This window comes from Bacillus cereus group sp. MYBK139-1 (assembly GCF_051916915.1).
Classification (GTDB): domain Bacteria; phylum Bacillota; class Bacilli; order Bacillales; family Bacillaceae_G; genus Bacillus_A; species Bacillus_A pacificus.
The window spans coordinates 59,958-72,164 of sequence record NZ_JBQAHO010000001.1 but is presented as its reverse complement, the minus strand read 5'-3'; the positions used below and the strand labels follow the sequence as shown (position 1 = coordinate 72,164).

Here is a 12,207-nt window from a genome sequence, read left to right as displayed (position 1 = left end):
CTATATTTATGATAGTACGTTTCTTAACTCTACCATAGAAAAACGCTTTCCAGGACAAGTTTTTGTAACTCCTTCTAGCTCTCTATGACCGAGTACATTCTCTTTCTCTATAGCAAACTGCTTCATAAATATTTTACATAAAGAATATACTGCATTCATTTGTGCAGGGGTTGGATCATATTTATCAAAATTACCCGTCATACATATTCCAATTGTATCCCTATTATTATCTTTCGCATGTGCTCCAATATGTAAACCTCGTCCTTCAACTATGGTTCCATCTTCTTCAATAAAATAATTGTAACCAATCCCGCTCCATCCTCTTACTTTTTGATGAAATTCATGTGTTTGATATACATCCCATCCATCTTCGGATGTATGGTGGATAATCAGTTTATTCACTTTTTCTAAAGGAACTAATTCATCTTGAAATGTTAAATTAACACATTTAATTTCCATTTGAACATCCTCCCTTAAAAATCAATCATCATCATTGTTTTATCATCTGGTCTTATTCTCTTTTCTCCTTCTAGCTTTTCGATAATTGCTACATATTCACTTATACTATTCTTTCTTATATATGCAACAGCTTGTTCGAGCGACCAATCTGGGTGGAATAATCCATCTGAACAAATAAAAATTCCGCTCACTTCATCTATATGTAATTCACCATGCTGTAAATAATGTATCGCTTCTTTCATTCCGTTTGCAACGGAATACCCGCCCTGCATATTTGCAAGATAACGATTATATTTTAACTGTTCTCGCACATCTTGAAAAACATGTTCTTCTAGTACAGATAACCCTTGTTTACGATCTTCTTCTCTCTTCTTTTTTGCTCGTTTGCTAATTCCTTCAACTGTGTCTTTCGTTAATACTTGTATTGTTCCATTTCGAAGTATTGCGACAATCATACAGTCCCCTAACTGTGCGTATTCAATTTTCTCTCCACCTATTTGAACTGCCGCAATACATGTGCACCACAAATGCTCTTTTTTTCTCGTATCTACCTTATATTCCAACATTTCCCTTTGCAATGCTTCATTTGCTTTTGCAACTGCAACTGGTAAACTATGATTTTCACGTAATGAAGCAAAATAACTTGCAAATAAATGCGAAGCGATGTATGCTCCATTATGTCCCTGTTCATCACGAAATGGGACGAGTGGTGTTGCACCGTCACATACACCATACATCTTTTTTTCTTCATTACAAAAATAAGAATCCTCACATTCTTGCTTCAACGGGCTTTTCTGTTGATATGTTTTTATCTTCACAACTGTATCCCCTTTCAAATGATAAAATACTCAAATTCTTTTGATTAATCAAATTTCCCGAAATAAACTGTTTTTACCCAAAACTTTCAATATCATATATAATCTTGAAATAATATGAATTTTTTAGTGAAGGACGGGAAAGAGATGGTCAGATTTCTTGGTGTTATTATTGGTTCTATTATTATTGCGATTGCCTTTAATCTTTTCCTTATCCCCCACAAAATTTTAAGTAGTGGAATTGGCGGAATTGCTATTATTTTAGGGATTGTAACTCCTGTAAACACAGGTATTATTAACTTTGTATTAAACTTACCTATCCTTATTTTAGGATACATAGGTCTTGGAAAAAAAGTAATTTTTAACACGATTATCTCTGTTATTGTATTATCTGTTGCATTATACTATGTTCCAGTGAAAGTCGTCGCAACAGATCCGCTTTTATCATCTATCTTTGGTGGTGTCATTGCCGGAGCTGGTATCGGTCTTGTTTTTAACTGTAATGGATCAACTGGTGGATTTGATATTATCGGTATGTTGTTGTCTCGCAAAAGAGACATTAAACTTGGTGGATTCCTTATTATTTTAAATGCAGTCGTTGTTATTATTGCAGGATTCTTCTTCACTTGGGATGTTGCTCTTACAAGCTTACTTTCCATTTATGTAACTGGTAAAGTTATCGATGCTATTCATACGAAACATCGAAAGGTTACACTTATGATTGTAACAAATGAAGCAGAAAAAATGAAAAAACAACTTCTTTCAACTGTTGTACGTGGAATTACATTACTTGATGGCGAAGGTGCTTATTCTAGCGAAAAGAAACGTGTACTTATGACCGTTGTTTCTCGAGAAGAATTAGCAAGTATGAAATTAACAATTTCTGAAATTGACCCTCATGCATTCGTTAACATTACCGAAACGGTTGAAGTATTAGGATTGTTTAGAAAAGGTTAAAAAACTAGGTGGATTTCCACCTAGTTTTTATTTTCCATAAATTCAATTCGATTTCCGAACGGATCTGATACGTAAAATCTAATTACATCTGGACGTGCATGGTCATCTATTACTTCCATACCTTGCTTTATTAACTCTTGTTTAAATTCATCAATTTTTAAAACATAAAAAGCTGGATGCGCCTTTTTTGCTGGATTGAAGTTTTGCTCAACTCCGATATGAATCTCTTGATTTCCACACTTAAACCAACATCCACCACGCTTCTTTAATTCCTCTGGCTTCGGGATTTCCTCCATACCTATTTTTTTACCATAAAATTCTCGTGCTTCTTCTTCACACCCTACAGGCGCAGCTACTTGTACATGATCGATCCCTTGAATATAATTTCTCATTTTCTCTCCTCCTCTTCTACCCTAATGTTATAAGGAAAACCTACTCCTGTAACTTACAAATAATTTATAAAATAATATAAGCCCCCCTTATTATCACCTTGCACTCACTTTGCAAAAATAAAGAAAACAAAATTTATTCTATAACTTCCATTTTTTATAGAAATACACATTACATCTATATTATAGTTATGAATAGACAAATCTTTTTAGATGCTATTTGTACGGAGGAACTATTATGAGTCGTAAAAAATATTCATCAACTGAAAGAAAACGTCATCCGAACATTTCTAGACGTTTACGCAACCATATACAAGATTGTTCATTAACAGAAATGTACGCATCTCTGTTCGAACACAACCCTGATGGTATTATTTCATTAAATTTAGAGGGAATTATTATACACACTAATCCTTCTGCTGAAAGAATACTAGGTTACACTTCTTCAGAATTAGAGCGGAAAAGCATTACCTCTATTTTAGAAGCTCATATTTCTGAGCAAGTATTACAAAATATAAAGAATACGGAAGCGGATAATCAACAAGAGTATATTTTATCTATTTATCATAAAGATGGATTCTTATTAGACGTCGTGACAAAACTAGTTCCTATTTTTGTCCAAAATCGTCTAACTGGCGTATATGCCATTATGAAGCCTCTTGAAAAATCAGAAAGAATTGAGAAAAAGCTGAAAGAAAGTGAAAAGAGGTTACGTACATTAGTCAACTCCATGCCTGCGTTTGTTATATTTAAAGATCATGAAGGGCGCTGGCTTGAAGCAAATGACTACGCACTTTCTTGCTTCAATTTCCATCATGTACCTTACCACGGAAAAAAAGATAGTGAACTCATTCAATATAATGAAGCGTACCGAGAAGCTTTTTTACATTGTGAAGAAGTCGATGAATTAGCATGGCAACAAAGACAAATTCTTCATGGTGAAGAATTTATTATTCATAGAGATGATTTCGACCTAATCTTAAGTATATCGAAAGTTCCTCTCTATCACCCTGACGGCTCCCGTAAAGGTCTTATCGTAATGGGAAGAGATATTACTGAGCTAAAGGAAACGGAAAAGTTATTACGAAAATCTGAAAAGCTGGCAGTAGTCGGACAACTGACAGCTGGAATTGCTCATGAAATTCGAAATCCACTCACTTCTCTAAAAGGTTTTCTAACATTGCTACTCCCTGAAATAAATGAGGAGCAGAAGTGGTATATCGATGTTATGTTAAGTGAAATTTCACAGATGGAATCTATCACGAGTCAATTTATGGCGATGTCTAAACCACAAGTATTAGCAATCCAAACTTGTAACATACAAACTTTAATTGAAGAGGTAGTTACATTTATTTTACCAACCGCAATTATGCATAGCGTTCATATCATTATGGATCATTTTGATTACGTATATGACATTCAATGTGACGGTAACCAATTAAAACAAGTTTTTATAAATATATTAAAAAATGCGATTGAAGCAATGCCAAATGGCGGAAATATTTTCATCCAAACAAAACCATTAGAGGGTAATTTCATCTTAATACGGATTATCGATGAAGGTTGCGGTATCCCAGAAGAGCGTATCTCCCGTTTAGGCGAACCGTTTTATAGTTTAAAAGAAAAAGGCACAGGGCTAGGATTAATGATGTGTTACAAAATAATTGAAGAACATCATGGTAAATTACACATTTCAAGTGAATTAAATAAAGGTACGGTCGTCGATATTCACCTACCACTTTCTTCACCCCACCTTGCAATCCAGTCTTAAATAATAAAAGAAGCATCTGCTAACGATTAGCAGATGCTTCTTTTATTATTTATACTTATAGAACTGTTTTTCCATACCATTCTTTTGCTTTTTCTACTTCACCCATCGTTAATTGATGTCCTCTATTTTCCCAATGCATTGTTACATTAGCGTTTGCATTTTCTAATAGTAGCTTCAATTCCTCTGACTCAGAAGATGAACAAATTGGATCATTTGTCCCAGCAGCAATAAACACGGATTTCCCAGCTAAATTAGGCAATTGTGTTCCTCTTCTAGGCACCATTGGGTGATGAAGCACAGCACCTTTTAACGCATTTTCGTAATGGAATAATAAGCTTGCCGCAATGTTTGCTCCATTTGAATACCCGATAGCTACAATGTTATTTCTATCAAATTCATATGCTTTTGCAGCTTCATCTAAAAACTCATTTAATTCCTTCGTACGGAAAATCAAATCTTCTTCATCAAAAATGCCTTCTGCCAATCTACGGAAGAAACGTGGCATGCCATTTTCTAATACATTTCCTCTAACACTTAATACAGATGCTTCCGGATCAACTATTTCTGCAAGTGGTAATAAATCTAATTCGTTTCCTCCTGTACCATGAAGTAATAACAACACTGGTTTTGACGTATCTTTTCCTTTTTGAAAAACATGTTTCATCATAATCCTTTTCCCCTTTCAATCACTTTAATCTAAATGTCTCACTTCAAACGGCAAAAGCGTTTGTTCAATCTGTTTTCTATGCTGTTCATATTGTTCCGGTAATTTTAATTCCTCACCCATCGTCTCTAACGATTCATCATGAGCGAAACCAGGAGGATCTGTTGCAATTTCAAATAAAATTTCACCATGTTCTCTAAAATAAATTGCGTTAAAATAATTACGATCTTGTACAGGAGTTACGTGGTATCCAAAACGGGACACATGCTCTTTCCAGTCTAGCTGATCAGCATCGTCACTCGCTCTCCAAGCAATATGATGCACTGTACCAACGCCCATTTGGCCACGACCGATTGTTGATAACCTCAAGTCGATAATATTTCCAATCTTAGCAGAAGAACGGAATCGAACAAATTCGCCTTCTTCTCCAATTTTCTCAAGACCCATAATATGTTCTAACAGTTCAGCAGTTTTTTGAGGCTGTGCCGATAATAGAACCGCACCACCAAATCCTTTAATTGCTACTTCTGGCGTAACTTCTCCAAAAGTCCAATTATTTAATTCACCCTCTTCTCTTTCTACTAATTCTATATGCAAACCATGTGGATCATCAAATTCTAAATACTGCTCTCCAAATCGAGTCATTTTTGTATATGAAACATCGAATTTTTCTAATCTATTCTCCCAAAACTCCATTGCACCTTTTGGTACAACATAAGAAGTGATCCCTACTTGACCGTCACCAATAACTCCTTGACGAGCACCTGCCCATGGGAAAAACGTAATAATTGTTCCAGGCTTTCCTCCTTCATTACCAAAATAAAGATGGTACGTACCCGGATCATCAAAATTTACTGTTTGTTTCACTAAACGTAAACCTAATACACCAGCATAAAAATCTACATTTTCTTGTGGATGTCCTACAATTGCTGTAATGTGATGTATCCCCATTGTTTTCTTTTCCATTTCGTCCACTCCTTTTTAATTCATTATAAAAATTGCTTTACATTAAAATTCATTATTCATTTTGTCCATACTAGAAAGTAAAATCCGTCATGATAATTTTATCTCGAATTCGAGATATTAATTATAAAATTACACATTAACGTTTAACTTATCGAAATTATCTCGATTTCAAGATAGTCTCCAAAAAACATTTACTCACTTTAATACCATAATCAGTGGGGGTTTTACTGCCCATTAAAGTGGGATAAAACGTGATTTAGAATATCATTTACCTCAAACTTAACACTTATTATAAGTTACTTACTTTTCTTTGTCAACAAGTTACTTATTTCATTTAAAATGAAAAGGGAGTAAACGCTATTCACCGTTTACTCCCTTTTCAAATCATTTCGTTTCTTCTTCCAGCACTGCTTCCATCTCATTAAATTCAAGATGAATTGCTTTAACTGGTTCTTTCGTTACTAAACTTACAACAATCACAGCTAATAAGCTACAGAAGAATCCAGGTACCATTTCATACATAGTCGCTTTTAAACTTGGAATTTGTACCCAAGTAATTACAACTACTGCACCAACAATCATCCCAGCAAGAACGCCCCATTTGTTCGTTCTTTTCCAATATAAACTTAATAAAATGGCAGGTCCGAATGCTGAACCAAATCCTGCCCAAGCATAACCGACGAGTGTTAAAATTGTATCACTTGGATGATACGCTAAAACAACTGCGATCATAGCTACTACTAAAACTGACAGTCTACCGATAAATACAAGTTCTTTATCACTTGCGTTACGACGGAAAAATGTTTTATAGAAATCTTCCGTTACTGCACTTGAAATAACAAGTAATTGCGAGGAAATACTACTCATTATAGAAGCTAATATAGCTGACAATAAAAACCCGGTAATGTACGGATGGAATAAAATGTTTGAGAATGTTACAAAGACCATTTCTGGGTCTTGTAATGTCCCATTATTTTTAGCATAGTAGGCGATACCAACCAAGCCAGTAAGCATTGCACCTATAATGGAAATCGCCATCCAACCGATACCGATTCTACGAGAAGTTTTCAAATCTTTAATAGAGGTAATTGCCATAAAGCGGACAATAATATGTGGTTGACCAAAATACCCAAGACCCCATGCTAAAAAGGAAATAATACCAAGAATTGTGGTCCCTTTAAACATATCTAAATGCGATGCATCAACTTGCTTAATCGTATTGTATGTCTCTGTTATACCACCGACATCTGTAAAAGCAACAATTGGTACTAATACGAGAGCAATAAACATAATACACCCTTGCACAAAGTCGGTCCAACTTACTGCTAAAAAACCACCGAATAGTGTATAAGCAACTACGACACCGACAGTTACAAATAAACCAATTTTATAATCAAGGTTGAAAGAATTTTCAAACAAACGTCCACCTGATACTAAACCAGCCGACGCATAAAATGTGAAAAATACTAAAATGACGATAGCGGAGACAAAACGAAGTATTTTCGTACGATCTTTAAATCGATTCTCTAAAAAGTCTGGAATCGTAATTGAATCATTAGCCACTTCTGTATACGTTCGCAAACGCGGGGCAAGAATTAAATAGTTTGCATAAGCACCTATTAATAAACCTATCGCAATCCACACACTTGATAACCCTGTCGCATACATCGCACCAGGTAATCCCATTAGCATCCAACCACTCATGTCAGAAGCACCAGCTGATAAAGCTGTAACTGCTGGACCGAGTCCCCTTCCGCCTAACATATAATCTGATAAATCGGATGTCTTCTTATAAGACCAATAACCGATATACAACATACCTGCCATATAAATAGCAAGCGAAACCATAATCTCAATCTTCACCAAATCTCTCCCTTAGTTACATAAGCCATTCAAAATTTCGAAAAATGACTTTTTCTATTTTCTTGTTTTCGCTTATGGTTCCCTACCTTAACAAACATTTTTTGTTCTTTCAAGTGAACAGGTGTTTTTTACTGCATGTGAAAACCTTCATAAACGCCTTTATCCCAGTGGATTACCCGGGTTTCAAAATAAATTAAAGTAAAAATATTCAGAAAATAAAAAGACATTTTTTCACACCTTATTTTCATTCGTTTATTAGTTGAATTTTAAAAGAAAAAAGCCATACAAATGTATGACTTTTAGTCTATTAAACATAGCTTATCTTCTATTTACTAGTAGGAAACAATTCTGAAAGAGGAACTATCCGCCCCACCTCATCTTTAAACACAATATGCTCTCTCGTTAAATGACGCGGGCTCTTTACCCCCGCTGCTGCCGCAAGTGAGAACAAACTATATCTCATACTAACAACATAATTCATTACGCGCCATTTCTTCTCATACGGATCTAACGCTTTTTGATAATGAGGATTCGTCGTCGCCACACCAGACGGACATTGCCCCGAATTACATTGGAGCGCCATAATACAGCCACTTGCCATCATAAACCCACGTGCTGAATTTATAGCATCTGCACCAATAGCTAAAGCAATTGCCACTTTATCTGGTGTAATTAATTTCCCCGAGGCAAACACTTTGAATTTGTCCCGAACGCCATAATGATTCGCTGTATCAATACATGTCAGTAACGCTGGAATAAGCGGCATCCCCATACTATCTGCCATCGATTTATACGTCGCACCTGATCCACCTTCTGAACCATCTATTGTAATGAAATCTGGATAGATGTTTAACTCTTTCATCGATTTGAATAAATCTTCCAACGGCTCCTGCTGTCCAATTACAATTTTCATACCGACAGGTTTACCGCCGTTTTCTTGCAACTGCTGAATAAAATAAAGTGTATCTGCTGCATTATTTAAAAATGAAAATCGATTCGGTGAATTAATCGTTTCTCCTTCTCGTACATTTCGAACAGAAGCAATTTTCTCATTTACTTTTTGTCCCTCTAGATGACCGCCACGTATTTTAGCCCCTTGCCCAAATTTCAATTCGAATGCTTTAATATTTCTTTCTTTTGCTTTCTCCATAAATTTCTCCATTGAAAACTTACCATCCTCATCACGGTAACCAAATAATCCTGGACCAATTTGCGCAACGATATTTGCACCTGTATGTAAATGTTCTGGTATTACACCACCTTCTCCCGTATTAATCCACGAACCGCCAGCCATCTTCGCGCCAAACCCACTCGCTAAAATATAATTTTCGCCAATCGCACCGTAAGAAGTTGCCGATGCTCCAAACATGCCATACAGTTTCCATGGATATTTACGATTTTCACCGACGATAACCGCATCATCTTCTTCATATAACCAAAGATTCGTTGTATCCGCTGTCAATTTTTCTCTTCGTGAAAATAACCCTTCTTTATGAATCACATACTTTTTTCCTTCACGTTCTTGCGCTACATTCACACTTAATTCTTCTGTTAATATCGGAAATAATGTATTAGCAATATAGTAACCAGATGTATCAAAATCTCGTTTTGATCCAAAGCCAAGTATTTCAGAACGGTACTTTGCTAAAAACATTACACTTTGAAAATCATAACGTGAAAAAGGCTTTCCATCCGTATCATGATCAAACCAATATTGTCTAAATTCCGGTCCTATCTTTTCAAGTAAATAACGCATCCTTCCTAAGTATGGATGTAGCTTTAATATAGAATGATGCGTCCGTTTTTTAATAAAAAATGTAATAATAAAAAAAATGATTAATAGTAGCATTAATAAGAGCAATATACTAATAATAACGAGTAGCGTTTCACTCATCCCGCTTCCTCCTATGAAAATCCATAATAAAAGGAGAACACTCGATGTGTTCTCCTTTTATCTTTATTCAAACTAATGTAGCAAGATGCTCTTTCGCATCATATTCAACTAAACTTTCAGCATTTTTAATTCGATGAACAAAATCTGGATTAGCAATTAAAGGTCTTCCAAATGCCGCTACATCAATTATTCCTTCTTGCAACGCTTCTTCAGCCTCTTTCGGATTTAAATTCCCTACTCCTACGATCGTACCATCCCAATATTTTCTTACTAATTGATGAAAATTCTTTCCGTCAGCAATAACTGCCGTATAATTCATCGTTGAAGGGTGAATCATCGTTAATCCAACTTCTTTGAACATATTTACAAACGTTTCAATTGCAAGCTCAGGGTTTTCCCACATATAAGTAGGATTATCACCTTTGAAAGCAGAGAAACGAAGAAGTGTTTTATTAGCTCCAACAGCTTCTATTACAGCCGCCGTTACTTCTTTCATAAACGTTAACCTCTCCTTTAAGTCTCCGCCGTATTTATCAGTACGCTTATTTGCAAACTCATAAGTAAATTGATCAATTAAATATCCATGTGCACCGTGAATTTCTACTCCATCAAACCCAGCTTCGATTGCATTCTTCGCAGCTTGTGCGTATTGACCGATCACTGCTTGTATTTCTTCTAACGTCATTGCTTCTGGCGTATCAAATGGTTTACGAAAACGGGGAACATTTCCCTCTGCAGCGATAGCAGACGGTGCTTGCGGCATTTGTCCACCAATTATCTCGTGATGACTCATACGGCCAACATGCCATATTTGAGCAATAATCGTTCCGCCTTCTTTATGTACTGCTTCTGTAACAGGCTTCCACGAGTCGATTTGTTCTTGTGTATAAATCCCTGGTACTCCCGGATTACCTTTTGCTCTTGGGCTAATGACGATTCCTTCTGTAATAATTAATCCAACTCCATCAGCTGCACGCTTTCTATAGTACTCAACTACATCAGTACCAACTACTCCCGTTTCATGATTTGCGAAACATCTCGTCATCGGTGCCATTGCTATGCGATTACGAAGAGACCAAGATCCAATTTGAATCGGATTAAACAACTTTGTTTCTTCAATATTTTCAAAAGATCCCCCAGCGTTTATATTTGTTCCTTCATAAATACTTGCTGCTTTATTATTTGAACTTGTCATTTTTCTTCCCCCTAAAAAATTCTTACTATAATCGCATCATACTTACTTTTAGATAGTAACGTCAATTTATACGCCTTTACCATCGAACATTCGAATATTAAAAAATAGAATGATACAAATAAAAAAAAGGTTTCCTAGGCAGGAAACCTTTTTGAATTGACCATATATGGCTAACAATTCGTTTATCTCTTTTATATAAAGAAAATAAACAATTATTATCTCTTCACATATAAAAAATTCCTTAGCAGCAGAAGTGAGAGTGGTTCAGTATTCTTCTAAAAATAATAACTTATAAACCTAAAACAATGAAAGCCCTACCTCTCTTTCATCCTTACGGCTCCTCGTCCGTGCCAGTGTGAATCAGGATTGCAAAAATCAAGTAACTATTCTATCGAAGTGTGTAATTAAACTTCGAAAATTCATAAAGAATTAAAAAATAAAAATGGAGTTGATTGTAGTAATAACAAAAGAGGTTAATGCTCTAAAAGTGGTTTGAAAGAGTTGAATGTCTTTGAAATGATTAATTTTCTATAATTATGTTCCCAAAAAATTCAAAACCTTTTTTGGGATCTAATACATTATTTGTAATGAATCTTAACAAAAGCTTTTTATTTGACTTTCTGTGATACCTTCAATTAATCCCAGTTCACTAATCAAAAATTCGTGTGCATTATCTAACATTTTCTTTTCGCTTGCATTAAGGGCTTTTTCTTTCTGCATACGTAATAAATCACGTACAACTTCAGCACCTTCTTGTATTTTACCCGTCTTTATTTTATCAGTGTTCAATTTATACCTTTGTTTCCACGTAAGTAATCTATCAGATTCTCCATGTTGAAAAACATCCAATATGTGTGCTATCGCCGTTATATCCGTGACTGGCCGTATATTTGAGCTCAATATTCTCCCTGCAGGAATCATTAATTCCATATTACTACCCGACATTTTTATAACATAATACTGTTGTTTTTCTCCTGCGATTTCCTTCTCTTCTATGGCCTTAATTATACCTGCTCCGTGCATTGGATAAACAATGTTATCGCCAATTTGAAACAAATAATCCACCTCCATATATGGTAACCTTCTCAATCTTATCACACAATTACTTTTTTAGCAAATTTTTTATTTTATCATAAAATTATTTTTCATGTCAATCCTTTCGAACTAAGAAAATAAATTCGTAAAACATCACTAAAAACCCGCAATCTTATTAACTTTTCCACCCATATATACA

General features: G+C 35.2%; 11 protein-coding genes. 2 read left to right on the top strand and 9 right to left on the bottom strand.

Going from position 1 to position 12,207, the window contains the following annotated elements; translation table 11 throughout:
• Positions 1-6: 6 nt before the first annotated feature.
• Together ACTFRS_RS00340 and ACTFRS_RS00335 are read right to left on the bottom strand one after the other, a co-directional pair.
• Complete coding sequence (locus ACTFRS_RS00340; RefSeq protein WP_062821818.1) at positions 7-459, bottom strand: peptidoglycan recognition protein family protein; 453 nt, start codon at positions 457-459, stop codon at positions 7-9.
• A 14-nt stretch (positions 460-473) separates the two neighbouring features.
• On the bottom strand, positions 474-1,295 hold the full coding sequence (locus tag ACTFRS_RS00335; protein ID WP_440024548.1) for a protein phosphatase 2C domain-containing protein: 822 nt from the start codon (positions 1,293-1,295) through the stop codon (positions 474-476).
• A 126-nt stretch (positions 1,296-1,421) separates the two neighbouring features.
• On the opposite strand from ACTFRS_RS00335, the gene ACTFRS_RS00330 reads away from it, so the two are divergent.
• Positions 1,422-2,231, top strand: coding sequence for a YitT family protein (locus ACTFRS_RS00330; RefSeq protein ID WP_087967243.1), 810 nt, complete (start codon positions 1,422-1,424; stop codon positions 2,229-2,231).
• A gap of 20 nt (positions 2,232-2,251) precedes the next feature.
• Here the strand turns inward: ACTFRS_RS00330 and ACTFRS_RS00325 are convergent, their stop codons facing one another.
• On the bottom strand, positions 2,252-2,623 hold the full coding sequence (locus ACTFRS_RS00325) for a VOC family protein (protein WP_139866343.1): 372 nt from the start codon (positions 2,621-2,623) through the stop codon (positions 2,252-2,254).
• 235 nt (positions 2,624-2,858) lie between these two features.
• Here ACTFRS_RS00325 and ACTFRS_RS00320 point away from each other — a divergent pair, with 235 nt between their 5' ends.
• Complete coding sequence (locus ACTFRS_RS00320) at positions 2,859-4,391, top strand: BA3702 family sensor histidine kinase (protein ID WP_242293770.1); 1,533 nt, start codon at positions 2,859-2,861, stop codon at positions 4,389-4,391.
• Positions 4,392-4,446: 55 nt separating this feature from the next.
• Here ACTFRS_RS00320 and ACTFRS_RS00315 read toward each other — a convergent pair whose 3' ends face one another.
• The 6 genes from ACTFRS_RS00315 to ACTFRS_RS00290 all read right to left on the bottom strand — a co-directional run bounded on the left by ACTFRS_RS00315 (position 4,447) and on the right by ACTFRS_RS00290 (position 12,029).
• The gene (locus ACTFRS_RS00315) at positions 4,447-5,058 is read right to left on the bottom strand and encodes an alpha/beta hydrolase (protein WP_139866344.1); all 612 of its coding nucleotides are present in this window, start codon (positions 5,056-5,058) and stop codon (positions 4,447-4,449) included.
• A gap of 24 nt (positions 5,059-5,082) precedes the next feature.
• Complete coding sequence (locus ACTFRS_RS00310; protein ID WP_242268605.1) at positions 5,083-6,021, bottom strand: ring-cleaving dioxygenase; 939 nt, start codon at positions 6,019-6,021, stop codon at positions 5,083-5,085.
• Positions 6,022-6,405: 384 nt separating this feature from the next.
• Positions 6,406-7,884, bottom strand: a complete 1,479-nt coding sequence (gene putP, locus ACTFRS_RS00305; RefSeq protein WP_242293769.1) for a sodium/proline symporter PutP — start codon at positions 7,882-7,884, stop codon at positions 6,406-6,408.
• A gap of 325 nt (positions 7,885-8,209) precedes the next feature.
• Positions 8,210-9,778 carry an FMN-binding glutamate synthase family protein gene (locus tag ACTFRS_RS00300; protein ID WP_000005191.1) on the bottom strand — a complete coding sequence of 523 codons (1,569 nt, stop codon included), beginning with the start codon at positions 9,776-9,778 and terminating at the stop codon, positions 8,210-8,212.
• A gap of 67 nt (positions 9,779-9,845) precedes the next feature.
• Positions 9,846-10,973, bottom strand: coding sequence for an alkene reductase (locus ACTFRS_RS00295; protein ID WP_000204411.1), 1,128 nt, complete (start codon positions 10,971-10,973; stop codon positions 9,846-9,848).
• Positions 10,974-11,567: 594 nt separating this feature from the next.
• Positions 11,568-12,029, bottom strand: coding sequence for a CarD family transcriptional regulator (locus ACTFRS_RS00290; protein WP_205689052.1), 462 nt, complete (start codon positions 12,027-12,029; stop codon positions 11,568-11,570).
• Positions 12,030-12,207 lie beyond the last annotated feature (178 nt).

Excerpts from the sequence above, each read along its gene's own strand:
- ACTFRS_RS00340 (WP_062821818.1), bottom strand. The coding sequence starts at position 459 with ATGGAAATTAAATGTGTTAATTTAACATTTCAAGATGAATTAGTTCCT.
- ACTFRS_RS00330 (WP_087967243.1), top strand. The coding sequence starts at position 1,422 with ATGGTCAGATTTCTTGGTGTTATTATTGGTTCTATTATTATTGCGATT.
- ACTFRS_RS00325 (WP_139866343.1), bottom strand. The coding sequence starts at position 2,623 with ATGAGAAATTATATTCAAGGGATCGATCATGTACAAGTAGCTGCGCCT.
- ACTFRS_RS00320 (WP_242293770.1), top strand. The coding sequence starts at position 2,859 with ATGAGTCGTAAAAAATATTCATCAACTGAAAGAAAACGTCATCCGAAC.
- ACTFRS_RS00315 (WP_139866344.1), bottom strand. The coding sequence starts at position 5,058 with ATGATGAAACATGTTTTTCAAAAAGGAAAAGATACGTCAAAACCAGTG.
- ACTFRS_RS00310 (WP_242268605.1), bottom strand. The coding sequence starts at position 6,021 with ATGGAAAAGAAAACAATGGGGATACATCACATTACAGCAATTGTAGGA.
- ACTFRS_RS00300 (WP_000005191.1), bottom strand. The coding sequence starts at position 9,778 with ATGAGTGAAACGCTACTCGTTATTATTAGTATATTGCTCTTATTAATG.
- ACTFRS_RS00295 (WP_000204411.1), bottom strand. The coding sequence starts at position 10,973 with ATGACAAGTTCAAATAATAAAGCAGCAAGTATTTATGAAGGAACAAAT.